The organism is Pseudomonas helmanticensis, from assembly GCF_900182985.1.
In the GTDB taxonomy this organism is placed as follows: domain Bacteria; phylum Pseudomonadota; class Gammaproteobacteria; order Pseudomonadales; family Pseudomonadaceae; genus Aquipseudomonas; species Aquipseudomonas helmanticensis.
Map to the genome: position 1 here is coordinate 14,834 of NZ_FXUY01000001.1, position 24,983 is coordinate 39,816.

A 24,983-nucleotide genomic window follows, 5' to 3' on the forward strand; every position below is an offset into this window, starting at 1 on the left:
GCGGCCTGAAGGTTGCCGCTATTACAACTTGATCAACACCGACTTCAGCTCGGTGTAATGCTCAATCGCCGCATACCCCATCTCCCGCCCGACCCCGGACATTTTGTACCCGCCAAACGGCAGTGCCGGATCCAGCGCGCTGTGGCAGTTGACCCACACCGAGCCTGACTTGATCCGCGGAATCATCCGGTGCACCGCCGCCAGATCATTCGACCAGATGCTCGCGCCCAGGCCGTAAGGGCTGTCGTTGGCCATGCGCAATGCATCAGCTTCGTCATCAAACGGAATCGCCACCAGTACCGGGCCAAAAATCTCTTCCTGCACCAGCGAATGCTTTTGATCGACGTCGACAATCACCGTCGGTTTGACGAAAAATCCTGGCCCGAACTGTTCACCACCGCAAGCGATGGTTGCGCCGCTCTCACGACCCATCTCGATGTAGTTGTAGACACGCTCTTGCTGGCGCGCGGAAATCAGCGGGCCCATTTCCACGCTTGGGTCGAGGCCGTTGCCCATCTTCATCGCGTTGGCGATATCGCTGATATCGGCGACGACATTGTCGAAATGTTTGCGCTGCACATACAGCCGCGAACCTGCGCAGCAGACCTGGCCTTGGTTGAAGAAAATCGCACTGGCCGCGCCGGCTGCGGCGGATTTCAGATCAGCGTCGGCCATCACGATGGTCGGCGATTTGCCGCCCAGTTCAAGGGTCACGCGGGTCATCGAATCCATGGCGATCTTGCCGATCTGCTTGCCGACAGCGGTGGATCCAGTGAAGGTCAGTTTGTCGACCAACGGGTTGTGCGTCAGCGCAGAACCGGCAGTGATCCCGGTGCCGGTGACCACATTGAACACGCCTTCCGGGTAACCGGCTTCGAGTACCAGCTCCGCCAGTTTCAGTGCAGTCAGTGGGGTTTCATCCGCAGGCTTGAGCACCACGGTGCAACCGGTGGCCAGCGCCGGGCCGAGTTTCCAGCAGGCCAGCAACAACGGAAAGTTCCAGGCAACGATGGCGCCGACCACGCCGACGGCTTCGCGGCGAATGAAACTGTGGAACTGCTCATTCGGCATCAACGGCAGTGACACCTCGACGCTGGATCCTTCGATTTTTGTCGCCCAACCGGCCATGTAACGCAGAAAGTCGATGGCCAGTTGCACGTCCATCACCTGCGCCACTGCTGCGCTCTTGCCGTTGTTCAGGCATTCCAGTTGCGCGAGCATTTCAGCATCGCGCTGCATCAGCTCGGCGAGTTTCCACAACAGATTCTGCCGCTCGCGCGGGCGGGTGCGGCTCCAGGCGGAATCGTCGAAGGCCTGACGTGCGGCGAGCACCGCGCGGTCGACATCGTCCGGCGTGGCGCGTGGCACCACGCACAGCACTTCACCAGTGGCCGGATTGTGTAATGGCATGGTCTGACCGTCGGCGGCCTCGACCCAATCGCCGCCAATCAACATACGTGGCTTGCGCTGGATGAAGGCAGAAGTGGCAGGGAGCAAATACGGGAGGGACATGGCACAGCCTCTTGTTGTTCGTTGTCGTTCAGAGGGCTTTCGCAATGGCTGTGCCAAATGCTTCAGGAAGGCTTGCGAGCCTGTTGTGCTAGGCGTGAGAGGTGGACGTTGAGGCGTGCGGTACGGTGAATTTGTCGCAAAAAGCGACAGTCGTTGAGATGCAAGATACGGATCGGAGTAGTGCTGGCGGACTCCGGACAAAACGGTGACCGAACTGCTGTAGGAAGAGTCGCTAAGCTGCCGGTTTACGTTGGCTGGTGGATTGAAGAGGTTCGAGCTAAGTTCTTTATCCAGCGGCGTATCGAAAGTGGATAGGCAGTATTCGGCACCGAGGGCGGAATTATCGCAGCCGTTTTTCAGTTTTCCTGCCATGGAATCGGCAGGCTCAGTTCTTCACAAGGATGTCGATGAACAACAAAAGCATTCGATGGATAACCAGTTTAATGATGGGCATCGGTACTGGATTTATGGTGACAGGGGGAGCTTCGCTGGTGATTGGCGACGGAAGCGATGCCAATACGATTCGGGCAAGTGCAGTGATGGCTGTCAGTAGCTTTTTCGTACTTGTTGCCTCTTATGCTGTTGCTTTGTTCGAGGAGAAATCATGAGTTTTTATATCATCATGGGTCTATGGTCACTCAGCATGATTTTGCTGATAGCGTTTGCGTTTTGGTGGGGTAATCGGCTCGAAATTGCTTCGCGAAAATCCAAGGAGTTAGCGGCCAGAGATTACGCTCAACGTACGTGCCCAATGTGTTGCCAGTCTTGCGGGCGATACCCTATTCAGCCGGACAATTCCGTTCGCTGACCCATTCTCTTCATCCCGCGACAACTATGCTTGTCTCACACTGCAACAGTTGTCGCGAAATTGGACGCCAGTCGACCTCCCCGTCACTCCTGCAACGCAGTGATCTTCACGTAAATGCTTGATTGAAAAGCTTATCCGCAAGCTGGCACGCTCCGTGTATTGCTCATCACAGACGTTTCTCTTGCCTCCGTCGGCGTGACACCGCCGACGGCAGAAACCATAAAAACGATAAGCGACAACAATAAGAAAGCACCGTGCGAGGTTCGACGTTGATGAAGAGAAGACTCCGATCAGGCATGAGCGCCAGCCTGCTGGCCGTTGCCGCTTGCGTGGCGTTGCATTCGCCGCATAGCCTGGCTGCCCGCGATGCCCAGACCATCCTGAAAGAAACCTGTCAGGGCTGTCACACCCCCGAGGCTGATAATGCCTTGAGCCGCATCAGCCACCAGCGCAAGACCCCGGAAGGCTGGCTGATGAGCATCGCCCGCATGCAGACCATGCACGGTTTGCAGATCAGCGATGACGACCGTCGCACCCTGGTCAAATACCTGGCTGACACCCAAGGTCTGGCGCCGAGCGAAACCGATGGCGTGCGTTATGCGCTGGAACGCCGGTTGAACACGGTCGAGCAGTTCGATGAGAAAACCAGTCAGATGTGCGGCCGCTGCCACTCCGGCGCGCGGGTTGCGCTGCAACGGCGTCCGGCGCAGGAGTGGGAGCGTTTGGTCAACTTCCACCTCGGCCAATGGCCGTCGCTGGAGTATCAGGCGCTGGCGCGTGATCGCGACTGGTTCGATATCGCTCGTAAAGAGATGGTGCCGTTGTTGGCCAAGCGTTATCCGCTGGACAATCCGGCGTGGCAGCAATGGCTGAAAACTGCGCCGAAAGCCGCAGCGCTGGTTGGCGACTGGAGTTTCAGCGGCCACCTGCCGGGCAAAGGTGAACTGGCCGGCGTGATGAGCGTGACCGCCGATGGCAACGACACCTTCAAGGTCAGCGTCAAAGGTCAATACGCCGATGGCAGCGCATTCAACGGCGACGGCAGCGCAATCCTCTACAGCGGCTACGAATGGCGCGGCAACGTCACCGTCGATGGCGTGACCATGCGCCAGGTATTCGCCGCGCAGGGTAATGCCATGCAAGGGCGCATGTTCGACGCCGAGCACGATGAACGCGGTCTCGATTTCGTCGCCGCCAAACAAGGCTCGCAGCGTTTGCTCGCCGTGCAGCCCGGTTACGTGAAGTCCGGCAGCGAAACCGAAGTGACCCTGATTGGCACAGGTCTGAGCGGTAAACCGAACTTCGGCAAAGGCGTGGAAGTCGTCGAAGTGCTTGAGCAAAACGCCAAGCGGATCAAGGTCAAAGTCAAAGCCGCCGCCAATGCCCAGCCGGGTCTGCGCGCCGTCAGCGTCGGTGAGTTGAAAGGCCCGAGCCTGTCGGTTTACAACAGCATCGCCTCGGTCAAAGTCGTGCCGGAATTCTCCGTGGCGCGGATCGGCGAGGGCGGTGGTTCGACGCCGAAAGTCCAGGGCCGTTTCGACGCCGAAGCCTGGGGCAAGGGCGCCGATGGCAAGCCGTATCGCATTGGCGTGTTCCCGGCGCAGTGGAAGGTCGAAGCCTTCGACGATCGCGCCAAAGCGGACGAAGACGTCAAGTTCGCCGGCACCATGCAGGCCGACGCGGGTGTGTTCACCCCGGGCGATGCCGGGCCGAATCCGGCGCGCAAAATGTCCACCAACAATGCCGGCAATCTCAAGGTGATTGCCGCCGTCGACGATGCAGGGAAATCCCTCACCGGCGAAGGCCACCTGATCGTCACCGTGCAACGCTGGAACAATCCACCCATTCCTTGAGTTGCCTTGAACGCACACGCTTCAGACACTTTTCGGAATGACCGCAAGCCTCGCCAAGCGGGGCCTGCACAGGAGGTTTGCAATGGGCGCTATCTTGAATCTGGTCGAACGCAATCTGCACGAAGTGCACGTCGACGCCGACCGCATGCTGTTTCACATTCCCAGCAGTTCGCTGTTTGCCAGCGATGAGCTGACCGGCACCATCATCGACACCTTGCGCGGTCCCGGCTGCTCCTCTGAAGACTTGATCGAGCGCCTCGCCGCCCGCTTCAATGGCGAGGAAATCAACGAGACCCTGCGCGAGCTGATCTCGCTGGAACTGGTCAGCGACGGCTCGCCACTGACTCCGGATATCGCGGTCAAACGCGTCGAGCGCACGGCGATCAATACCGTGGTGCTCAACGTCAATACCGGCTGCAACCTGAGCTGTACCTATTGCTACAAGGAAGACCTCGACAAGCCATCGGCCGGGAAGAAGATGGACGTCGAAACCGCCATCGCTTCAGTGGAAATGCTTTTGCGTGAATCGCCGGATGAAGAGCGTTTCACCGTGGTGTTTTTCGGTGGCGAACCGCTGAGCAATCGCAAGCTGATCGAGTACATGGTCGACTACTGCGAGAAGCGTTTCAGCGAGGCTGGCAAGTTTGTCGAATTCGTCATGACCACCAACGCCACGCTGCTGACCGAAGACACCGTCGACTACCTCAACGCCCACCGCTTTGGTTTGTCAGTGAGTATCGACGGGCCAAAAACTGTGCACGACCGCAACCGCATTACCGTGGGCGGGCAGGGCACTTACGACGTGGTGCGGCGCAAGGCCGAAATGCTCCTGTCGCGCTACAACAGTCGTCCGGTCGGTGCGCGCGTGACGCTGACCACCGGCGTCACCGATGTCGAAACCATCTGGGATCACCTGTTCAATGAACTGGGTTTCGCCGAGGTCGGTTTCGCCCCGGTGACCTCGGGCGATATCAGCAGCTTCAACCTCAGCAGCGACGAACTGATCGAAGTGTTCGCCAGCATGAAACGCCTCGGTCGGCGTTATCTGCAAGCGGCGCTGGAGCACCGCAACATCGGTTTCTCCAATCTGCACCAACTGATCACTGACATCCACGAAGGCCACAAAAAGGCCCTGCCGTGCGGCGCCGGGCTGAAGATGCTGGCGGTCGATCACAAGGGCGAACTGAACCTGTGCCACCGCTTCACCGGTTCAACGCTGCCGACTTTCGGCAACGTGCACAGCGGCGTGAAGCAGGTCGAATTGAACGACTTTCTGTCGCAGCGTCTGGATCGCACCAACACCGGTTGTGAGGATTGCCAGATACGCAATCTGTGCTCCGGCGGCTGCTACCACGAGAGCTACGCGCGCTACGGCGACCCGACTCACCCGACCTATCACTACTGCGAACTGATGCGTGACTGGGTCGACTTCGGCATCGAGGTCTACACCCGGATCATGGCCAATAACCCTGCGTTTATCAGCAGCTACATCACTCCGCGCAAGGCTCACTGATATGAAACATCTCAAGGCAATCAATAACAAAGCGTTGAAGCTCGATCAGGCCGCGGCGGAAAACCGCATCGAAGAAGTGGTGGCGATGAGTTCGGTGGCGGGCTGTGCATCGACTACCGATCCGGGCTGGGAGATCGATGCGTTTGGCGGCGTGTCATCGCTGTGCCAGCCGATGGAAGCTGACCTGTACGGCTGCTCCGACCCGTGCTGGTGGCCGGCGCAGGTGCCGGACATGATGAGCACCTATCCGGACTGGAACAAGGATGCCCAGGCGTCCAATGACAACTGGCGCAACCTCGGTACGGTCTTCCCGAAAGACAAGTGATCGCCCCGGACAAGAAGAAGGATTCCAGTATGCGTAGCATAAAAGCCTGCGGCCTGGCCGCGTTCGCCGCGCTGAGCGTCTGCTCGTTCAGTGTTCTGGCCGATGAAAACACCGCGCTGCAAGACGGTCACGAGTACATGGTGACCACCAATTATCCGAATAACCTGCACGTCCTCGATCTGGCCACCGACAGCCTGTACAAGACCTGCAAGATGCCTGATGCGTTTGGCCCCGGCACAGTGCAGTTGTCGCCGGATCGCAAAACCGCCTATGTGCTGAACAATCATTACGCCGATGTCTACGGTGTCGAACTCGACACCTGCAAACAGGTGTTCCACGCCAGCATCACCCAGCAACCGGGCGAGAAGGCGCGCTCGATGTTTGCGTTTACTGTCAGCCACAACGGCAAAGAGCTGTACACCATCGCCAACCCGACGCAGATGCTCAACGACCGTTATGAGGTGAAACAGCCGCGTCTGGATGTCTACGCGACGGATGCCGGGATGAACGCCAAGCCTGTGCGCAGTTTTCCCGCGCCACGGCAACTGACGATCATGCAAAGTGGCGATGACGGCACGCTCTATGTGGCGGGCGCCGATGTATACAAGGTCGATGTGCAGGGCGGCAAGTTCGACGTGCTGATCCCCAGCCGCCATTGGAAACGCGCGAACTACAGCGCGCCCGACGTTCTGTATGTGTGGAATCAGCAGACCTTCCGCCATGATTTTTCGCTGCTCTATACCACGGCGAAATTCAAGGACAAGAAGCAGGATCCAGCGACCGCCGAATATCTGTACGGGCTGTTCAGCATTGACCTGAAAACCGGCAAGACCGAAACCACCGACTTCGGCCCGTTGACCGAAATCTACTTCAGCGGCATGCGCTCGCCGAAGGACCCGAACCTGATGTTTGGCGTGCTCAACCGGCTGGCCAAGTACGACATCAAGCAGAAGAAACTGATCCAAGCGGCGACGCTGGAGCATTCCTACTACTGCATTTCGTTCAACAAGGAGGGCAGCAAGATCTATCTGGCCGGGACGTTTAATGATGTGGCGATTTTTGATGCCGAGACGATGAAGCAGACGGGGAGCATCAAGTTGCCTGGGGGAGATATGGCGATTACCACGGCGCAGATATTTGTCCGGTAATTTGTGGCGTCCGGACTGACGCCATCGCTGGCAAGCCAGCTCCCACAGGGTCTCGGGGGGTTCACACAATCGGTGAATCACTGAAATCCTGTGGGAGCTGGCTTGCCAGCGATGAGGCCCTTGAAATCACTAAAAGATTCAGGCCCCCGGCACCGGGCAACTCATGTCACCTTCCTCACACTTCAAATACTCCTTCAGCGCTTCGACCCGCACCTTGGTCACCCCAGTCAGGCAATTGCTGTAAATCAACGGATAAACACTCCCGCCCGTTACCCCGGATGCAGAAAACTTGCACTCGGCATCACGAAACCCCACCCACGCCCGCTGCGCGCTGACCAAAAGCTTCTTCGCATCAGGGTTGTCCTTCAAGCGTCCGGTAATCTGCTGATACACCGCATTCAGTTCTTTATCCGCCGCTTTGAAATCCTGCCCGGCGCACTGGTTCATCGTCGCCTGATCGCTGGCGTTGGCGCAGTCGACGGCGGCGTGGGCGAGGGGAGTGAACAGAAAAGGGGTCAGGGCCAGGAGCAAACGTGGGGACATGGTCAGGTCTCGCAGTGAATGTCGGAAATAGCAGCCATTGTAGCGAGCAGGTTCAACTGCCGCTGTAGCCGCGCAGGCGCATGCAGTCATTGGTCAGGTCAATCTGTTTCTCGGCTACCACGATGCCATCACCGACTCCGGCGCCGACGGCCGCTGACATGCTTTTGTCCGACGGCGTGCTGTTGTAGCTGGCGGTTGCCGACTTGGCTTGATACTGGCACTCGGCTTTGTCGTGATCGATCGTCGCCTGGCTCGCACCGGGCTTGTTCCAGTGATCGACGGAGGTGACGCAAGCGGACAGCGTCAGCAGTGCTGCCCACAGACCGAGGTTCGATAGCCGCATGTCTTTCTCCCACCGCCCATTGGATTGACCCTTGAGTCTAGACGCAACTTCTTCTGTTGCGGACGACCAAATAGCTCCTTGATACAACTTCACATTGGACATGTGGTCATACAGGCCTAGTGTTCAGAACAGGAGGTGACGTATGAAACCAGTACCCAATAGTTTCGAACGCAAAATCACGCTCAAGGCGCCGCGTTCTCATGTCTGGCGTGCATTGGTCGATGCCGAGGCGTTTGGCCAGTGGTTTGGTGTGGCGCTGGAGGGCAGGCGGTTCATTGCCGGTGAATGGACGCAAGGGCAGGTCACGTATCCGGGCTATGAACATGTGTTGTGGAATGTGCTGATCGAGCGGGTCGAGCCGCAGCAGTTGTTCTCGTTCCGTTGGCATCCATATGCGGTCAATCCGAAGATCGACTATTCCCAGGAACCGACGACGCTGGTCAGGTTCGAGCTGCAGGATTACGAGGACGGTACGCTGCTCAAGGTTTCCGAGTCGGGTTTCGCGCATATCCCCGATGTGCGTCAGAAAGAGGCGTATTTCATGGACAGTCGCGGCTGGGAAGAACAGTTGAGCCGGCTCGAACAGTTTCTCGCCGAAAGCGCCAAGGCTCGCGAGCGTGACGGTGGCTGAGCGCTTTGAACCGTGGCTGAAACGCTGGTCATTGATAGCGGACGGCGCGCCGATCATCACCCCGGGCAGCCGTTTGCTGCCGGTGCGCATGGGTGACACCCCGGCCATGCTGAAGCTGGCGGAAGATGCCGAGGAAAAGTACGGCAACCTGCTGATGACGTGGTGGGACGGCGAGGGTGCTGCGCGGGTGTTGGCGCACCACGGCGATGGGCTCCTGATGGAGCGAGCCATGGGTCAACGTTCGCTGATGCACATGGCGCTCAATGGCGAAGATGATGAGGCCAGCCGCATTTTGTGCACGGCGCTGAAGCGGCTGCACACCCCGCGTGCAACGCCACCACCGCCATTGGTGGAATTGGCGCCATGGTTTGCCTCGCTACGAAGCGCTGCCGCCCAACATGCCGGACTCTATGCACTTTGCCTGCAAACCGCCGAAGCCTTGCTCGCTACCCCGCAGGACGTGGTGGTGCTGCACGGCGACATGCATCACGACAATGTTCTGGATTTCGGCGTGCGCGGCTGGCTGGCGATTGATCCCAAACGGGTGAGGGGAGAGCGTGGTTACGACTACGCCAATCTGATTTGTAACCCGGATTTGCCAACGGCGACGGATCCCAAGCGTTTGCGTCGCCAGCTTGAAGTGATCAGCGACGCTGCCGGCCTGGATCGTCAACGATTGCTGCAATGGGTGCTGGCGTTCGCCGGTTTGTCGGCTGCATGGTTTCTGGAGGATGACGCTCTGGAACAAGCCTCAGGGCAGCTGAAAGTCGCGCAGATCGCGGCTTCCATGCTTGATGGCTGAAACGTCTAAGGGTTTTCGGAAGGGCAGGTATAGCGAATGTCTTACACGCGTTGGTAGCTTTTACGACTTTTGTCGATTGGATCCACTGCGTAATCTACACCCATCAACTGAGACACAGGGAGTGTTTCAGGATCAAGGATGATCGACCATTTGCAAGGATCGCTGCCGACAGGGAGTCGATAATGGTCTTGGGAAAAACCCGCTTCGGCGGGTTTTTTTTCGCCCCCGGAAAAGCACAATGCCCCTGTAGGAGCTGCCGCAGGCTGCGATCTTTTGATCCAGATCCGGGTTTAAAAAAACAAGATCAAAAGATCGCAGCCTGCGGCAGCTCCTACAGGGGGCATGCGTTACGAGGCGATCAGCTGGCGCAGGACGTAATGCAGGATCCCGCCCGACTTGAAGTACTCCACCTCGTTCAACGTATCGATCCGGCACAGCACCTCGATTTTCTCCTGGCGGCCATCCTCACGAGTGATCACCAGCGGCAAGTTCATCCGCGGCGTCAGTTCGACGCCGGTCAGACCCTGGATCTCAAAAGTCTCCTTGCCCGTCAGGTTGAGGCTCTTGCGGTTCTGATCGAGCTTGAACTGCAATGGCAGCACGCCCATGCCCACCAGGTTGGAACGGTGGATCCGCTCGAAGCTTTCCGCGATCACCGCTTTCACCCCCAGCAGGTTAGTGCCCTTGGCCGCCCAGTCGCGACTGGAGCCGGTTCCGTATTCTTGGCCGGCAATCACCACCAGCGGCGTATCCGAGGCCTGATATTTCATCGCCGCGTCGTAGATCGCCAGTTTTTCGCCGGTCGGAATATAGATCGTGTTGCCGCCTTCTTCGCCCCCGAGCATTTCATTGCGGATACGGATGTTGGCGAAGGTGCCGCGCATCATCACTTCGTGGTTGCCACGGCGAGAGCCGTAGGAGTTGAAGTCTCGCGGCTCAACACCTTTTTCACGCAGATAACGCCCGGCCGGGCTGTCGGCCTTGATGTTGCCGGCGGGGGAGATGTGGTCGGTGGTCACCGAATCGCCGAGCAAGGCCAGCACCCGCGCGCCTTTGACGTCTTTGATTTCCGGCAGCGGTCCGGAAATATCGTCGAAGAACGGCGGATGCTGGATGTAGGTCGAATCGTCCTGCCACACGTAAGTCGCCGCTTGCGGCACCTCGATGGCCTGCCATTGTTCATCACCGGCAAACACTTCGGCGTATTCCTTGTGGAACATCGCCGTGTTGACCTGACTCACCGCGTCGGCGATCTCTTTGCTCGAAGGCCAGATATCCCGTAAATACACCGGATTGCCTTGCTGATCCTCGCCCAGCGGTTCGCTGCTGATATCGCTGCGCACGCTGCCGGCCAGGGCATAGGCGACCACCAGCGGCGGCGAGGCCAGCCAATTGGTTTTCACCAGTGGATGCACGCGACCTTCAAAGTTGCGATTGCCGGACAGGACCGAAGCGACGGTGAGATCAGCTTTCTGAATGGCTTTCTCGATGGGCTCGGGCAACGGACCGGAGTTGCCGATGCAGGTGGTGCAGCCGTAACCGACCAGCGAAAACCCGAGCTGGTCGAGGTACTGCGTCAGCCCCGCAGCCTTGTAATAGTCTGTGACCACTTTCGAGCCCGGGGCCAGCGAGCTCTTCACCCACGGCTTGCGGGTCAGGCCTTTCTCAACGGCTTTTTTCGCCAGCAACCCGGCCGCCATCATCACGCTCGGGTTGGAGGTGTTGGTGCAGGAAGTGATCGCAGCAATGACCACGGCGCCGTTTTTCAGGCGATAAGTGTGGCCTTCGTATTCGTAATCGGTTTCGCCGACCAGATCGGCATTGCCCACCGCGACGCCACCACCGCCTTCACTTTCCAGGCGTCCTTCTTCTTTGCTGGTGGGTTTGAATTGCAGATCGATGAAGTCGCTGAAGGCCTGCGGCACATTCGGCAGCGATACGCGATCCTGTGGGCGTTTTGGCCCGGCGAGGCTCGCTTCGACGCTGCCCATGTCCAGCGCCAGACTGTCGGTAAACACCGGCTCCTGACCGGGCAAGCGCCACAGGCCTTGCGCCTTGGTGTAGGCCTCGACCAGTTTCACCGTTTCCGGTGGACGACCGGACAGACGCAGGTATTCCAGCGTCACGTCATCGACCGGGAAGAAACCGCACGTCGCGCCGTATTCCGGAGCCATGTTGGCGATGGTCGCGCGGTCGGCCAGCGGCAGGTCGGCGAGACCGTCACCGTAGAATTCGACGAATTTGCCCACCACGCCTTTTTTGCGCAGCATCTGCGTGACCGTCAGCACCAGGTCGGTGGCGGTGATGCCCTCCTTGAGCTTGCCAGTGAGTTTAAAACCGATCACTTCTGGAATCAGCATCGACACCGGTTGCCCGAGCATCGCTGCTTCCGCCTCGATCCCGCCGACACCCCAGCCGAGTACGCCGAGGCCGTTGATCATGGTGGTGTGGGAGTCGGTGCCGACCAGAGTGTCAGGGAAGGCATAGATGCGGCCGTCTTCCTCTTTGGTCCACACGGTGCGGCCGAGGTATTCAAGGTTGACCTGGTGGCAGATGCCGGTGCCCGGCGGCACTACGCTGAAGTTGTCGAAGGCGCTTTGGCCCCAGCGTAAAAATGCATAACGCTCGCCGTTGCGCTGCATTTCGATGTCGACGTTCTGCTCGAACGCACTGGCTGTGGCGAACTTGTCGACCATTACCGAGTGGTCGATCACCAGATCCACCGGCGACAACGGATTGATTCGCTGCGGATCGCCGCCGGCCTTGGCCATTGCTGCGCGCATGGCAGCAAGGTCGACCACGGCGGGGACGCCGGTAAAGTCCTGCATCAGGACGCGGGCCGGGCGGTATTGGATTTCCCGGTCGGAGCGACGCTCCTTGAGCCAGGCGGCAAGCGCTTTGAGGTCGGCGCCGGTGACAGTTTTTTCATCTTCCCAGCGCAGCAGGTTTTCCAGCAGGACTTTCAGCGACATCGGCAGCTTGTCGAGGTCGCCCAGGCTTTTGGCGGCATCCGGCAGGCTGAAATAGTGGTAGGTCTTTTGGTCTATCTGCAGTGTTTTGAGGGTCTTCAGGCTATCGAGGGACGGCATTACGATCACTCCTTTGAATCCGCACGGCTACGGATCGGGGGACGAATAGAGCTTTAAACCTAGCCCTGTTTCAGGTAGCTGGCTAATAACTGGACTCTATGAGCGGAACCAAGGTTCCGACATCGGCTATCATGCGCCGGTTTTCGTGACAGGCTTTGCTGCAACCCAAAGTCTGGACATCGCGCAGGGGCCGAATGATCGCCCGCTGCCCAGGAGTAAGAATGAACACCCTATTCATGCATTGCCGGCCAGGTTTCGAAGGCGAAGTCTGTTCGGAAATTTCCGATCTCGCCGCCCAACTCAACGTGGCCGGTTACGCCAAGGCCAAAGCGGCCACCGCGTGCGCCGAGTTTGTCTGCACCGAAGAAGACGGCGCCGAGCGCCTGATGCGCGGCCAGCGTTTCGCCGAGCTGATCTTCCCGCGCCAATGGGCGCGTGGCGTCTTCATCGATCTGCCGGAAAACGATCGCATCAGCGTGATCCTCGCGCACATGGCGGATTTCCCGGTGTGCGGCAGCCTGTGGCTGGAAGTCGTCGACACCAATGACGGCAAGGAATTGTCGAATTTCTGCAAGAAATTCGAAGGCCCGCTGCGCAAGGCGTTGACCGGCGCCGGCAAACTGGTGGAGGACGCCAGCAAGCCGCGTCTGCTGCTGACATTCAAAAGTGGTCGTGAAGTGTTTCTCGGTATGGCCGATGCCGGTAACTCGGCGATGTGGCCGATGGGCATTCCGCGCCTGAAGTTTCCGCGCGAGGCACCGAGCCGCTCGACCTTGAAGCTGGAAGAGGCGTGGCACCATTTCATCCCGCGTGATCAGTGGGATGATCGCCTGCACAGCGACATGACGGGCGTCGACCTTGGCGCCGCGCCGGGCGGCTGGACCTGGCAACTGGTCAACCGCGGCATGCTGGTGACCGCCATCGACAACGGCCCGATGGCCGAAAGCCTGATGGACACCGGGTTGGTGCAGCATTTGATGGCGGATGGTTTTACCTTCAAACCGCGTCAGCCGGTGGACTGGATGGTCTGCGACATCGTCGAGAAACCGGCGCGCAACGCCGCGATGCTCGAAGAGTGGATCGGCGAGGGGCATTGCCGCGAAGCGGTGGTCAACCTGAAGTTGCCGATGAAGCAGCGCTATGCCGAAGTGAAGCGCCTGCTCGAACGCATTGCCGATGGCTTCAAGGCACGCGGGATCAAGGTCGATATCGGCTGCAAGCAGCTCTATCACGATCGCGAGGAAGTGACCTGCCACCTGCGCCGTCACGATATCAAAAAAACAAAATCCCGCTAAAGCACCGCAATACCCTGTAGGAGCTGCCGCAGGCTGCAATCTTTTGATGTTGTCTTTCTGAAAGATCAAGATCAAAAGATTGCAGCCTGCGGCAGCTCCTACAGGGGAGTGTGGTGTAACGCCCCGGCAATGCGCGACAATGCCGGCCAGTTTCAGGAGTGAATCATGAGTGAAATGATCGATACCCCGGTCGACGGCACGCTCGATGCCACCGGCCTCAATTGCCCGGAACCGGTGATGATGCTGCACCAGCACATCCGTGACCTGGTGCCCGGTGGCCTGCTCAAGGTGATCGCCACCGACCCGTCGACCAAGCGCGATATCCCCAAATTCTGTGGGTTTCTCGACCACGAACTGGTGGGCCAGCACGAAGAGGCCGGTACATACCTGTACTGGATCCGCAAGAAACACGCGTAATCGCGGCTATACATAAAACAACTGTGGGAGCGAGCTTGCTCGCGAAAGCGGAATGTCAGTCACTGTAAATGTCGACTGAATCACCGCATTCGCGAGCAGGCTCGCTCCCACATTTTTTTGTCCTGTGTAAAACCTTCAGCCCGCCGAGCGACTCATCCGAATACGCTTGCGCGCACTGCGCGTCAAGCGGATCGACAACATGAACGCCGCGCAGCTCAAACCAACGATCAAGCCCTGCCACAGGCCGCTCGGGCCGCGTGGCGCGCCGAGCCAATCGGTCAGGCCGAGGGCGTAACCCACCGGCAGGCCGATGCCCCAATACGCGAACAGGGTCAGGATCATCGTCACCCGAGTGTCCTGATAACCACGCAGCGCACCCGCGGCGGTAACCTGAATCGCGTCAGAAAACTGGAACAGCGCCGAGTACACAATCAGCATCGCCGCAATGTGAATCACCGTCGGGTCAGCGGTATAGATCGCCGCAATCGGTTCACGCAGCAACAACATCATGCTTGCCGACAGGCAAGCGTAAGCCAGCGCAGTGCCCATGCCGACGCCGGCCGCAAAACGTGCCTCGCGCGGTTCTTCACGGCCCAGTGCCTGACCGACGCGCACGGTCACTGCCATGCCCAGCGAATACGGAATCATGAACACCAGCGAGCTGACGTTCAGTGCAATCTGGTGCCCGGCGACCACGGTGGCGCCGAGGCTGCCGATCAGCAGAGCGATCACCGCGAAAATGCTCGACTCGGCAAACACCGCGATGCCAATCGGCAGGCCGATCGCCAGCAGCCGCTTGATCACCGCCCATTGTGGCCAGTCGAAACGGCTGAAAATCTCGCTCGAACGATAGGCCGGGGCCCAGCGCTCATAACCGGCCAGGCCCAGCGCCATCACCCACATGACGATCGCCGTGGCCCAACCGCAACCGACGCCGCCCATGGCCGGCACGCCGAAGTGGCCATAAATGAAGATGTAGTTCAGCGGAATATTCAGCGCCAGACCGCACAGGCCCAGGACCATCGCCGGGCGGGTGCGGCCGATGCCGTCACTGGTGCAGCGCAGCACGTGATAGAACGCTACTGCCGGCAAGCCGCTGGCGATGCCGTGCAAGTACTGCATGCACGGGCCGATCAGTTCGGGATCGACCTTCATCAAGTGCAGCACCGGTTCGGCGGCGACCAGCATCGCGGTCGCAATCAGACCGACCACCAGCGCCAGCCACAATGCCTGACGCACGATCGGGCCGATTTCGCTGTGGGTGCCGGCGCCGAAACGCTGGGCGACTTTCGGTGTGGTTGCCAGCAACGTGCCGGTCATCAACAGAAACACCGGCACCCAGATCGAGTTGCCCAGTGCCACTGCCGCAAGATCTTTTGGCCCGACGCGCCCGGCCATCACCGCATCGACGAAGCCCATGGCCGTGGTCGCCAGCTGCGCGATGATGATCGGCAGCGCGAGGGCGAGCAGGTTCTTGAACTCCAGTCGAATCCGCGCAGGGCGGGTCAGGGAGACGGCGACAGGTTGGTCAGTTACGGAATTCACAGGCAAAGCGTCCACAGAGATTGATGCGCAGGGCGGCGCATTCTACGCCGCTGACGCCTTGGTCAGGAAAAATCCTCTGTTGCGGATTTGTAATCTGGAGCTGCCGCCGGCTGCGATCTTTTTGCTGGTGATTGTTAAAAACAAGATCAAAAGATCGCAGCCTGCGGCACCTCCTACAGTTAGACTGCCGATTCGCCAAAGGAGCCCCCTATGCTGATTGTTGCTGACGAAAATATCCCGCTGCTGGATGCTTTTTTTGCCGGTTTCGGCGAGATTCGCCGGGTGCCGGGCCGTTCCATCGACCGTGCGACGGTCGAGCAGGCCGACGTGTTGCTGGTGCGTTCGGTGACCAACGTCAACCGCGCATTGCTCGAAGGCAGCAAGGTGCGCTTTGTCGGGACCTGCACCATCGGTACTGATCATCTGGATCTCGACTATTTCAACGAGGCGGGTATCACCTGGTCCAGCGCCCCCGGCTGCAACGCCCGAGGCGTGGTCGATTATGTGCTGGGCAGCCTGATGACCCTCGCTGAAATCGAGGGTGTCGATCTGCCCCAGCGTACTTTCGGCGTTGTCGGCGCCGGCGAAGTGGGCGGTCGACTGATCAAGGTTTTGAAGGGCCTGGGCTGGAACGTGAAAGTCTGCGATCCGCCGCGTCAGGCTGCCGAGGGCGGCGATTACGTCAGCCTCGAACAGATCATCGAGCAGTGTGATGTGATCAGTCTGCACACGCCGTTGACTCGCCACGGCGATGGCGCGACCTGGCATCTGTTCGATCAGCAGCGCTTGCAGCAACTCAAGCCCGGCGCGTGGCTGATCAACGCGGCGCGTGGTCCGGTAGTGGATAACGCCGCGCTGCGCAATGTGCTGCTGGAGCGTGAAGACCTGCAAGCAGTGCTCGATGTCTGGGAAGCCGAGCCGGAAGTCGATGTCGCACTGGCTGAACTCTGTGTGTTGGCGACCCCGCACATTGCCGGTTACAGCCTCGACGGCAAACAGCGCGGGACGGCGCAGATCTATCAGGCGTACTGCGAATTCATCGGGCAACCCGCGAGTATCCAGCTCAGTGACTTGCTGCCGGCGCCGTGGTTGTCGGCAGTTTCCCTGCATGCCGACAGCGATCCAGCCTGGGCGCTGGCGATGTTGTGCCGAGGCGTGTACGACCCGCGCCGCGACGATGCGGATTTTCGTCGCAGTCTTGTAGGCAATGTCGGCGAGCAGCGTGCGGCGTTCGATGTGTTGCGCAAGCAGTATCCGGTGCGTCGTGAGATTGAAGGACTGAAGGTGCGGATTGAAGTGGAGTCGCCGGCGTTGCAGCAGATTGTGGCGGCGCTGGGTGCAATCGCAATCCCGTAACCACACAACCCCGTGTAGGAGCTGCCGCAGGCTGCGGTCTTTTGATGTTGTTTTTTACAAGCAAGATCAAAAGATCGCAGCCTTCGGCAGCTCCTACACGGTTACTCGGCGAATTACGGACAGAAAAAACCCGGCCAAAAAGAGCCGGGTCAGGAAGACGGTGGCTATATCACTCTTGTTCGGCAGGCTTGACCAATCGCTTTTCCAGTTCGCGGCAAGCGTCCTGGATCATGTCTTCAGTGATCGGTACTTCGCGCCCATCCTTATCGATAATCGAGCAACCCAGAGTCTGGCCGGGCTTGGTGCGGATCACTTCAATCTTGTCATCGCTGCTGTGTTGCAAGGACATGGCCTGTCTCCTCATCAGGTTGTACGCCTACGTTAAAACCGCCACGTGACCGGGCTGTGACAACTCCCTGCGGTCTGTCGATGGTGGCAACTCCACTCAACCAGAAATGACCGCTCGTCTCAACCCGGACATTAGACCAATAGCAACTATGGCCTAGTCTTTGGGGGCATAGTTAACCTGACTCATTGTGATTTACAGAGTTCCACCCCATAGAAGGTTTACGCTAACCCTTTCATCAACACGGATGTGTACCTGAATGACCCCGAAGCTTTCCTCAAGGCACCGTCGCGCCTTGCGTCTGACCAGTCGATTTCTGGCCCCTTACCGCTGGCAAGTCATCGGTGCGCTGCTGGCGTTGATCGTCACCGCTGCCGTCACTTTGTCGATGGGGCAGGGGATCAAGCTGCTGGTCGACCGCGGATTCATGACCCAGTCGCCGCACCAGCTCAACCAGAGCATCGGCATCTTCATGTTGATGGTGTTGGGCCTGGCGGTGGGCACGTTCGCGCGATTTTACTGGGTATCGTGGATTGGCGAGCGCTGCGTCGCGGATATTCGCCGCGAGGTGTTCAACCATCTGGTGTATCTGCACCCCGGCTTCTACGAGAACAACCGCAGTTCGGAGATTCAGTCGCGGCTGACGGCCGATACCACCTTGCTGCAATCGGTGATCGGCTCGTCGCTGTCGATGTTCCTGCGCAATCTGTTGATGGTCATCGGCGGCGTCATTCTGCTGTTCGTCACCAATGCCAAACTCACCAGCATCGTGGTGATTGCCTTGCCGTTCGTGGTCGCCCCGATCCTGATTTTCGGCCGGCGGGTGCGCAATCTTTCGCGGTTGAGCCAGGATCGGGTCGCCGATATCGGCAGCTATGTCTCCGAAACCCTTGGCCAGATCAAAACCGTGCAGGCCTACAACCATCAGGTGCAGGATGAGCGACGTTTTGCGGCAACGGTCGAGGAGGCTTTCGACACCGCGCGCAAACGCATCTTCCAGCGCTCGTGGATGATCACCATGGTGATTGTGCTGGTACTGGGCGCCGTGGCGGTGATGTTGTGGGTCGGCGGCATGGACGTGATCGCCGGGCGCATCACCGGGGGTGAACTGGCTGCGTTTGTCTTTTACAGCCTCATCGTCGGCAGCGCCATTGGCACCTTGAGCGAGGTCATCGGCGAATTGCAGCGTGCTGCAGGCGCGGCGGAGCGAATTGCGGAGCTGCTTGGTTCGCAAAATATCATCCAGCCGCCAAGCACGGGGCTGATGACCCTGCCGGAGCGCGTCAGAGGTGAACTGCAATTGCAGGATGTGCGCTTCTCCTATCCATCGCGCCCGGAAAGCTATGCGGTAAACGGCCTGAATCTGACCATCAGGCCCGGTGAAACACTGGCATTGGTGGGGCCGTCCGGCGCTGGCAAGTCCACAGTCTATGATCTGTTGCTGCGTTTTTACGACCCGCAGGAAGGGCAGATTCTCATTGATGGAGTGCCGCTGACCCGCCTCGATCCGCTGGATCTGCGCCGCCACTTTGCGTTGGTATCACAATCGCCGGCGCTGTTTTTCGGCAGCGTTGAAGAGAATATTCGCTACGGCAATCCAGAGGCGACGCTGGCGCAAGTGATGGACGCCGCGAAAATTGCGCATGCCCACGACTTCATCGAAAAAATGCCCAACGGCTACCAGACTCATCTGGGCGACGGCGGCCTGGGACTCTCGGGCGGCCAGCGCCAACGCCTGGCGATAGCTCGCGCGTTGCTGGTTGACGCACCGATCCTGCTGCTCGACGAAGCCACCAGCGCCCTCGATGCACAGAGCGAACACCTGATTCAGGAAGCCCTGCCGAGCCTGATGCAGAACCGCACCACGCTGGTGATTGCACATCGTCTGGCCACGGTGAAAAACGCCGACCGCATCGCGGTGATGGATCAGGGCCAACTCGTCGCGATTGGCACCCATCAGGAACTGATTGCGAGCAATCCGCTGTATGCGCGGCTGGCGGCGTTGCAGTTCAATGATGGCAAAGTCACGGCTGATCAACACTGATGGGCAGTGCTCGCATCGGGCATGAGTCGCTAGCGGTCGCTCAGCTATAGGCACCTGTAGGAACTGCCGAAGGCTGCGATCTTTTGATCTAAAAATGCCCGCATGAAAATGCGGGCATTTTATTTGGAGCAAGATCAAAAGATCGCAGCCGGCGGCAGCTCCAGGTCATTGGTCGTCGAAGTAGCGCTCATGCCAATCCACCAGCGGTTGCGGCGAGTTGAGTTTCTGGCCGTAGATCACCGAATACGACAGCACGTTCTGCACGTACTGACGGGTTTCGTCGAACGGGATGCTTTCTACCCACACGTCGAAGCTCAGGTGATCGGCGCCACGTAGCCATTGGCGCACGCGACCGGGGCCAGCGTTGTAGGCGGCGGAGGCGAGGACGCGGTTGCCGTTGAACTGGCTGTGCACCTGGCTCAGGTAAGCGGCGCCGAGCTGGATGTTCTTGTCCGGATCGAGCACTTGTTGTGGCGAGGCCAGTGGAATGCTGAACTTGCGTGCGGTTTCCTTGGCGGTGCCGGGCATCAGTTGCATCAGGCCGCTGGCGCCGACGCCGGAGCGGGCATCGTCCATGAAGGCGCTTTCCTGACGGGTGATGGCAAACACCCAGCTCGAGTGCAGGCCGCGAACCTTGGCTTCACGCACGAGGGTGTCGCGGTGGGCCATCGGGAAACGAATATCCAGGTCGTCCCAATACTGCGCCTGGCTAATGGTGCGGATCGCCGGGAAGTACCATTTCAGTTCGTAGGCCAGTTTGGCTTGGGCGACCATTTCGTCGCGGTTGAAATGCCGGCTGACGTGATACCACTCGCGGCGACCGTCGACGATCTGCCCGCGCGCATGGAATTCCAGCGCACGACGTACGCCCGGTGTGTTACGCACTTTGTTGATAGTTGCCTGGCTGAGTACCAGCGGTCTGTTCACCAGCGAGTAAGGCGACTGGGAACGGTCGGCAGCGAGAAAGCCGTAGAAATCACGTTCGCGCGCAAGGCTCTTGTACAGCGTCTGCGCTTCCGGGTTCTGCGGTTGTGCCAGTTCGAGGCTGCGCGCCTGCCAGTAGCGCCAACGGTTGGTGGTGGCGAGGTCTTGCGGCAGACGTTTGGTCAGTTGATAAGCGTCGTCCCAACGGGCCAGACGCAACAACAGGCGCAGGCGCCATTCGGAAACCGTGTTATCACGCAGCTCCGGGTCGTATTTGGTCATCACGTCCAGCGCGCGGCTGTCGAAACGCCGAGCCAGAGTCAGGCCGATTTCCCGGGCGATCGCGACTTTCTCATCGCGGGAGAAATGCATGCTGCTGGCGTAACCGTCGAGCAGGGCCATGGCCTTGTCCGGATCCTGACGGGCGAGGCGGCGCAGGCCGAGGCTGACCACGTCGGACATCGGCTCATCCGCCGGAGTGAAGCGCGACGGTTGGTTGAGCAGTTCAGGTTTCTGTGCGACATCGACCAGCAACCGACCACGCGGGGCGAGGGTGGTCAGGCCGTTGACCAGGCTGTTGGCCAGCGGATAGTTGCGCGCCTGAGCGGCGAGTTTGGTGCGCTCCCAGCGTTTCTGTTCGGTGAGCTGGCCATCAGCGGCCCAAATGCCGAACAGCGCGTCACACGCGGCGGGCTGCGATTTACCGGTCAGCCAGAGCTTTTCGGTGTTGGCGTAACCCTCGGCTTTCTTGTCGTGGGTGATCTGGTATTGCGCATTCAGGCAGTCCAGTTCGGTGAAGTTGAGTTTCGGGTCGTAATACTTGACGAAAGTTGCCCAGTCGCCACGGTCGGCGAGCCAGCGCAACCAGCGCAGCTTCATCCAGTTGGCTTGGGGCAGGTCACCGTGTTCGGCGAGAAATTTCTCGATTTCCGGGTTGCTCGCGGACTTCAGGCGCGCGGTCAGCTCGTCGTAAGCCAGGTACGGCTCCAGCGGATAATCGGCCAAGGCCTGGCTGTAACGGAAATACGGGCCGGTATCGCCTTTGGCCAGCGCGCGCTTGGCCTCATCGTAATACTGGCGTTGGGTGGACAGGTCCACCGCCTGGGCGGATTGAACGGCAGCGGCGGTAAGTAGCAAACAGGACAAAACACTGAAAAGGCGACTGCGCATGAGACATCCGGGCAGAGAAATCATGACAAGTACCGACCTCGGTCAGCACTGAATTGTCTGTAGCTTAGCCTTTTGCCAGCAAGGGGCGAAAGCTTTGCCGGCCTTGCAGCACAAGTTCGCAACAAATGTTGTGCAGAGTGCTTCGACAGACAAATTGCCGGCCTGCTCAAGCCCTAACTCAGGTAGAATGCGCGCCCGGTTTTTGGAGAAGCTCATGACCCTGCTCAAATTCAGCGATGTGTCCCTTGCGTTCGGCGCTATGCCGTTGTTGGACAAGGTGTCCTGGCAGATCGCCCGTGGTGAGCGGGTGTGCATCATCGGCCGCAACGGCACTGGCAAGTCCAGCATGATGAAACTGGTCAAGGGCGACCAGAAGCCCGATGACGGCTCGGTGTGGCGTGCCCCCGGTCTGAAAATCGGCGAGCTGCCGCAGGAATTGCCAGTGGCCGACGATCGGACGGTGTTCGACGTGGTCGCTGAAGGCCTTGATGGTGTAGGCGCGTTGCTCGCCGAGTACCATCACCTGGCGCAGAACTGCGTCACTGAAGAAGACCTGAACAAGCTGATGCACGTTCAGCAAGACCTCGAAGCCCGTGACGGCTGGCGCTTGCAGACTCTGGTCGACAGCACCCTGAGCCGCCTGCAACTGCCGGCCGACAAGACCCTCGCCCAGTTGTCTGGCGGCTGGCGTCGTCGCGTGCTGCTGGCGCAGGCGCTGGTGTCCGAGCCGGATCTGCTGCTGCTCGACGAACCAACCAACCACCTGGACATCGGTGCGATTGCCTGGCTCGAAGAAGCGCTGAAAGATTTCCAGGGCGCTGTGCTGTTCATCACGCACGACCGTTCCTTCCTGCAAAACCTTGCCACGCGCATCCTCGAACTGGACCGCGGCGGCCTGATCGACTGGAACGGCGACTACGCCAGTTTCCTCGTGCACAAAGAAGCTGCGCTGGCCGCTGAAGAAACCGCCAACGCGCTGTTCGACAAGAAACTGGCCCAGGAAGAAGTCTGGATTCGCCAGGGCATCAAGGCGCGCCGTACCCGTAACGAAGGCCGCGTCCGTGCGCTGAAAGCCCTGCGCGTTGAGCGTAGCGAGCGTCGCGAGCGTACCGGCAAAGCCAACATTCAGCTGGACACAGCCGACAAGTCCGGCAAGCAGGTGATGGTGCTCGAGAACGTGAGTTTCGCTCACCCGGGCGGCCCGTTCCTGATCAAGGATTTCTCGATGGTGCTGACGCGCGGTGACCGTATTGGTCTGCTCGGCGCTAACGGTACCGGCAAGACCACTCTGCTGAAACTGATGCTCAGCGGTCTGCAACCGACCAGCGGCAAAGTGGAAGAGGGCACGCGCATCGACGTGGCCTACTTCGACCAGTTACGTCATCAGCTCGATCTGGAAAAAACCGTGATCGATAACGTCGCCGAAGGTCGCGACTTCATCGATATCGACGGCCAGAGCCGCCACGTCCTCAGCTACCTCGGCGACTTCCTGTTCAGCCCGCAGCGTGCCCGCACGCCGGTCAAGGCGCTGTCGGGTGGTGAGCGTGCGCGTCTGTTGCTGGCCAAGTTGTTCAGCAAGCCAGCAAACCTGCTGGTCCTCGACGAACCGACCAACGACCTCGACGTGGAAACGCTGGAGTTGCTTGAAGAAGTGCTGCTGACTTTCAACGGCACTGTGCTGATGGTCAGTCACGACCGGGCATTCCTCGACAACGTGGTGACCAGCACGCTGGTCTTCGAAGGCGAAGGCAAGGTCCGTGAGTACGTCGGCGGCTATCAGGACTGGATCCGCCAGGGCGGTTCGCCGCGCCTGCTGGGCGTGACTGAAAGCAAATCCGGTAAAGCAGACCTGAATTCGGCTGTAGTGACCGCTGAGCCGGCTGTGGTGGCTGAACCTGCCGTTGCCGCCCCGGCGGCCAAAAAGAAGCTGAGCTACAAGCTGCAGCGCGAGCTGGAAGCGTTGCCGGGTGACATCGATGCCAAGGAACAGCAGATCGCTGCCGTGGAAGCCGAAATGGCTGACGCCGGCTTCTATCAGCGTCCAGCGGCTGAGACTGCCAAGGTGATTGCATCGCTTGAGCAGTTGCAGGCTGAACTGGATGTTTTGATGGAGCGTTGGGCTGAGCTGGATGCCTGATTGATCCGGCAATAAAAAAGCCCGGCCTCATTTGCGTGAGGCCGGGCTTTTTGTAGGAGCTGCCGAAGGCTGCGATATTTTGACTTTGTTTTAAAAGAACAAGATCAAAAGATCGCAGCCTTCGGCAGCTCCTACGCGGGTTAGCGTTTGACCAGGTGGACAGCGAGCACATCGCACGGCGCGCCGTGCAGTACGTCATTGGCAGTCGAGCCGAGCAACAGCGCCAGACCATGACGACCATGGCTGCCAACCACAATCAGATCGCATTGCTGTTCTTTGGCGAAGTGATGGATTTCCTGACGTGGCTGGCCGTAGGTCAGGTGGCAGTTGGCGCCTTCGAGCTCGGAGTACTTGAGCTTCAGACGCTCCAGGCGTTCCTTGGCCTGATCGAACTGCTGTTGTTGCAGTTGTGACAGATCCATCGGCACGTCGCCGCCGAACGCCATGGCCATCGGCTCGACGATATGCACCAGCGACAGCTTGGCGCCGTTGCTCACCGACAGCTCTCGGGCGCGGTGTATGACAGGGTCGCACTCTTCGGTCAGATCTACAGCGACCAGGATGTGGTGGTAGGGCATGAGGTGCTCCTCGTGACGGTTCAATATTGGTAAGTATGGCTGGTTTCAAGCGCATTGGTTCCAAAGTGACACAATGCGCTCATCAAAAAACGGGAGTACTGATATGACGGTCTGGTTGGTGGTGTCAATCCTGCTGGTGGTTTTGAGTCCGCTGGCATGGTTGCGTCCATCGCGTGCGCAAAGTGGCCGAATCGCCCTGCGCATGGAGGCGCGGCGCATTGGCCTGGCCATGCAGCTGGCGCCTCAGGAGTGGCCGCACTGGCTGGCGCAAGAGCCGCCGAGTCCGTGCGCGCAGTACCATCGACCGCGCCGCAGCAGTAAACCGCTGTGCTGGACCTACTGGCAGAAATCACCGGGCGTGTGGGTCAATCAGTGGCAGGAAGTCTGTGAGGATCGGGCGCTGCTCAATCATTTCGAGAGGTTGCCGGACAACGTCTTCAAGATTGAGGCCGACAAGCAGATGATCGCCTTGTATTGGGGCGAGAAAGGCGAAGCGACAGTGCTGTTGGATATCGACGCGACACTGAAAGCTCTGGCATGACGCGCGGATTTTTCCCACTGCAACGGTGGGGGACGTCCGGCAGACGCGCAATAAAAAGCCCGA

21 protein-coding genes are annotated in these 24,983 nt (G+C 59.4%); 13 read left to right on the forward strand and 8 right to left on the reverse strand.

Annotated elements, in window-relative coordinates; genetic code table 11:
• Positions 1–21: 21 nt before the first annotated feature.
• Entirely contained in the window at positions 22–1,512 is a 1,491-nt protein-coding gene (locus QOL84_RS00080) for an aldehyde dehydrogenase family protein (protein WP_283435713.1), read from the reverse strand.
• Positions 1,513–1,919: 407 nt separating this feature from the next.
• On the opposite strand from QOL84_RS00080, the gene QOL84_RS00085 reads away from it, so the two are divergent.
• The 5 genes from QOL84_RS00085 to peaD all read left to right on the forward strand — a co-directional run bounded on the left by QOL84_RS00085 (position 1,920) and on the right by peaD (position 7,159).
• Positions 1,920–2,120 (forward strand): hypothetical protein, encoded by a 201-nt coding sequence (locus QOL84_RS00085; RefSeq protein ID WP_283435714.1) that lies wholly within the window; start codon positions 1,920–1,922, stop codon positions 2,118–2,120.
• Between the two features lie 472 nt (positions 2,121–2,592).
• Entirely contained in the window at positions 2,593–4,173 is a 1,581-nt protein-coding gene (peaA, locus tag QOL84_RS00090; protein ID WP_283435715.1) for a quinohemoprotein amine dehydrogenase subunit alpha, read from the forward strand.
• An 82-nt stretch (positions 4,174–4,255) separates the two neighbouring features.
• Positions 4,256–5,686, forward strand: coding sequence for a quinohemoprotein amine dehydrogenase maturation protein (gene peaB / locus QOL84_RS00095; RefSeq protein ID WP_283435716.1), 1,431 nt, complete (start codon positions 4,256–4,258; stop codon positions 5,684–5,686).
• A 1-nt stretch (position 5,687) separates the two neighbouring features.
• Entirely contained in the window at positions 5,688–6,011 is a 324-nt protein-coding gene (gene qhpC / locus QOL84_RS00100; RefSeq protein WP_123409863.1) for a quinohemoprotein amine dehydrogenase subunit gamma, read from the forward strand.
• A gap of 29 nt (positions 6,012–6,040) precedes the next feature.
• On the forward strand, positions 6,041–7,159 hold the full coding sequence (peaD, locus tag QOL84_RS00105) for a quinohemoprotein amine dehydrogenase subunit beta (RefSeq protein ID WP_283435717.1): 1,119 nt from the start codon (positions 6,041–6,043) through the stop codon (positions 7,157–7,159).
• A 138-nt stretch (positions 7,160–7,297) separates the two neighbouring features.
• Here the strand turns inward: peaD and QOL84_RS00110 are convergent, their stop codons facing one another.
• Complete coding sequence (locus QOL84_RS00110; RefSeq protein WP_283435718.1) at positions 7,298–7,702, reverse strand: lysozyme inhibitor LprI family protein; 405 nt, start codon at positions 7,700–7,702, stop codon at positions 7,298–7,300.
• A 52-nt stretch (positions 7,703–7,754) separates the two neighbouring features.
• Positions 7,755–8,045 (reverse strand): hypothetical protein, encoded by a 291-nt coding sequence (locus QOL84_RS00115; RefSeq protein WP_129394811.1) that lies wholly within the window; start codon positions 8,043–8,045, stop codon positions 7,755–7,757.
• Positions 8,046–8,187: 142 nt separating this feature from the next.
• On the opposite strand from QOL84_RS00115, the gene QOL84_RS00120 reads away from it, so the two are divergent.
• Both QOL84_RS00120 and QOL84_RS00125 read left to right on the forward strand, forming a co-directional pair.
• Positions 8,188–8,676 (forward strand): SRPBCC family protein, encoded by a 489-nt coding sequence (locus QOL84_RS00120; RefSeq protein WP_129394810.1) that lies wholly within the window; start codon positions 8,188–8,190, stop codon positions 8,674–8,676.
• On the forward strand, positions 8,663–9,478 hold the full coding sequence (locus QOL84_RS00125) for an aminoglycoside phosphotransferase family protein (RefSeq protein WP_283435719.1): 816 nt from the start codon (positions 8,663–8,665) through the stop codon (positions 9,476–9,478). The genes QOL84_RS00120 and QOL84_RS00125 overlap by 14 nt, the downstream gene beginning before the upstream one ends.
• Before the next feature lie 347 nt (positions 9,479–9,825).
• On the opposite strand, the gene acnA is transcribed toward QOL84_RS00125, so the two are convergent.
• A complete protein-coding gene (acnA, locus tag QOL84_RS00130) occupies positions 9,826–12,567 on the reverse strand; it encodes an aconitate hydratase AcnA (protein WP_129394808.1) in 2,742 nt (913 codons plus the stop codon).
• Positions 12,568–12,788: 221 nt separating this feature from the next.
• Here acnA and rlmM point away from each other — a divergent pair, with 221 nt between their 5' ends.
• Positions 12,789–13,862 carry a 23S rRNA (cytidine(2498)-2'-O)-methyltransferase RlmM gene (rlmM, locus tag QOL84_RS00135; protein WP_283435720.1) on the forward strand — a complete coding sequence of 358 codons (1,074 nt, stop codon included), beginning with the start codon at positions 12,789–12,791 and terminating at the stop codon, positions 13,860–13,862.
• Between the two features lie 165 nt (positions 13,863–14,027).
• Positions 14,028–14,279: a sulfurtransferase TusA gene (tusA, locus tag QOL84_RS00140; protein WP_122595413.1), complete on the forward strand. Its 252-nt coding sequence runs from the start codon at positions 14,028–14,030 to the stop codon at positions 14,277–14,279.
• Between the two features lie 135 nt (positions 14,280–14,414).
• Here the strand turns inward: tusA and QOL84_RS00145 are convergent, their stop codons facing one another.
• The gene (locus QOL84_RS00145) at positions 14,415–15,824 is read right to left on the reverse strand and encodes an MATE family efflux transporter (protein WP_283435721.1); all 1,410 of its coding nucleotides are present in this window, start codon (positions 15,822–15,824) and stop codon (positions 14,415–14,417) included.
• A gap of 210 nt (positions 15,825–16,034) precedes the next feature.
• Here QOL84_RS00145 and pdxB point away from each other — a divergent pair, with 210 nt between their 5' ends.
• The gene (gene pdxB / locus QOL84_RS00150) at positions 16,035–17,180 is read left to right on the forward strand and encodes a 4-phosphoerythronate dehydrogenase PdxB (protein ID WP_283435722.1); all 1,146 of its coding nucleotides are present in this window, start codon (positions 16,035–16,037) and stop codon (positions 17,178–17,180) included.
• Positions 17,181–17,349: 169 nt separating this feature from the next.
• On the opposite strand, the gene QOL84_RS00155 is transcribed toward pdxB, so the two are convergent.
• Positions 17,350–17,529, reverse strand: coding sequence for a PA1571 family protein (locus QOL84_RS00155; RefSeq protein ID WP_064117840.1), 180 nt, complete (start codon positions 17,527–17,529; stop codon positions 17,350–17,352).
• A gap of 256 nt (positions 17,530–17,785) precedes the next feature.
• Here QOL84_RS00155 and QOL84_RS00160 point away from each other — a divergent pair, with 256 nt between their 5' ends.
• Complete coding sequence (locus tag QOL84_RS00160; protein WP_283435723.1) at positions 17,786–19,570, forward strand: ABC transporter transmembrane domain-containing protein; 1,785 nt, start codon at positions 17,786–17,788, stop codon at positions 19,568–19,570.
• A 165-nt stretch (positions 19,571–19,735) separates the two neighbouring features.
• Here the strand turns inward: QOL84_RS00160 and QOL84_RS00165 are convergent, their stop codons facing one another.
• Entirely contained in the window at positions 19,736–21,664 is a 1,929-nt protein-coding gene (locus QOL84_RS00165) for a transglycosylase SLT domain-containing protein (protein ID WP_283435724.1), read from the reverse strand.
• A 214-nt stretch (positions 21,665–21,878) separates the two neighbouring features.
• On the opposite strand from QOL84_RS00165, the gene QOL84_RS00170 reads away from it, so the two are divergent.
• A complete protein-coding gene (locus QOL84_RS00170) occupies positions 21,879–23,801 on the forward strand; it encodes an ATP-binding cassette domain-containing protein (RefSeq protein WP_283435725.1) in 1,923 nt (640 codons plus the stop codon).
• A 140-nt stretch (positions 23,802–23,941) separates the two neighbouring features.
• On the opposite strand, the gene QOL84_RS00175 is transcribed toward QOL84_RS00170, so the two are convergent.
• Entirely contained in the window at positions 23,942–24,379 is a 438-nt protein-coding gene (locus tag QOL84_RS00175; protein ID WP_093433662.1) for a universal stress protein, read from the reverse strand.
• 103 nt (positions 24,380–24,482) lie between these two features.
• Here QOL84_RS00175 and QOL84_RS00180 point away from each other — a divergent pair, with 103 nt between their 5' ends.
• Positions 24,483–24,920, forward strand: a complete 438-nt coding sequence (locus QOL84_RS00180) for a hypothetical protein (protein WP_283435726.1) — start codon at positions 24,483–24,485, stop codon at positions 24,918–24,920.
• Positions 24,921–24,983 lie beyond the last annotated feature (63 nt).

Bases quoted from the DNA above. Each gene is read 5' to 3' on its own strand.
- QOL84_RS00080 (WP_283435713.1), bottom strand. From the start codon at position 1,512: ATGTCCCTCCCGTATTTGCTCCCTGCCACTTCTGCCTTCATCCAGCGC.
- QOL84_RS00120 (WP_129394810.1), top strand. From the start codon at position 8,188: ATGAAACCAGTACCCAATAGTTTCGAACGCAAAATCACGCTCAAGGCG.
- QOL84_RS00110 (WP_283435718.1), bottom strand. From the start codon at position 7,702: ATGTCCCCACGTTTGCTCCTGGCCCTGACCCCTTTTCTGTTCACTCCC.
- QOL84_RS00155 (WP_064117840.1), bottom strand. From the start codon at position 17,529: ATGTCCTTGCAACACAGCAGCGATGACAAGATTGAAGTGATCCGCACC.
- QOL84_RS00180 (WP_283435726.1), top strand. From the start codon at position 24,483: ATGACGGTCTGGTTGGTGGTGTCAATCCTGCTGGTGGTTTTGAGTCCG.
- peaA (WP_283435715.1), top strand. From the start codon at position 2,593: ATGAAGAGAAGACTCCGATCAGGCATGAGCGCCAGCCTGCTGGCCGTT.
- rlmM (WP_283435720.1), top strand. From the start codon at position 12,789: ATGAACACCCTATTCATGCATTGCCGGCCAGGTTTCGAAGGCGAAGTC.
- QOL84_RS00085 (WP_283435714.1), top strand. From the start codon at position 1,920: ATGAACAACAAAAGCATTCGATGGATAACCAGTTTAATGATGGGCATC.
- QOL84_RS00115 (WP_129394811.1), bottom strand. From the start codon at position 8,045: ATGCGGCTATCGAACCTCGGTCTGTGGGCAGCACTGCTGACGCTGTCC.
- peaD (WP_283435717.1), top strand. From the start codon at position 6,041: ATGCGTAGCATAAAAGCCTGCGGCCTGGCCGCGTTCGCCGCGCTGAGC.
- pdxB (WP_283435722.1), top strand. From the start codon at position 16,035: ATGCTGATTGTTGCTGACGAAAATATCCCGCTGCTGGATGCTTTTTTT.
- peaB (WP_283435716.1), top strand. From the start codon at position 4,256: ATGGGCGCTATCTTGAATCTGGTCGAACGCAATCTGCACGAAGTGCAC.
- QOL84_RS00160 (WP_283435723.1), top strand. From the start codon at position 17,786: ATGACCCCGAAGCTTTCCTCAAGGCACCGTCGCGCCTTGCGTCTGACC.
- QOL84_RS00175 (WP_093433662.1), bottom strand. From the start codon at position 24,379: ATGCCCTACCACCACATCCTGGTCGCTGTAGATCTGACCGAAGAGTGC.
- acnA (WP_129394808.1), bottom strand. From the start codon at position 12,567: ATGCCGTCCCTCGATAGCCTGAAGACCCTCAAAACACTGCAGATAGAC.
- QOL84_RS00170 (WP_283435725.1), top strand. From the start codon at position 21,879: ATGACCCTGCTCAAATTCAGCGATGTGTCCCTTGCGTTCGGCGCTATG.
- QOL84_RS00165 (WP_283435724.1), bottom strand. From the start codon at position 21,664: ATGCGCAGTCGCCTTTTCAGTGTTTTGTCCTGTTTGCTACTTACCGCC.
- qhpC (WP_123409863.1), top strand. From the start codon at position 5,688: ATGAAACATCTCAAGGCAATCAATAACAAAGCGTTGAAGCTCGATCAG.
- tusA (WP_122595413.1), top strand. From the start codon at position 14,028: ATGAGTGAAATGATCGATACCCCGGTCGACGGCACGCTCGATGCCACC.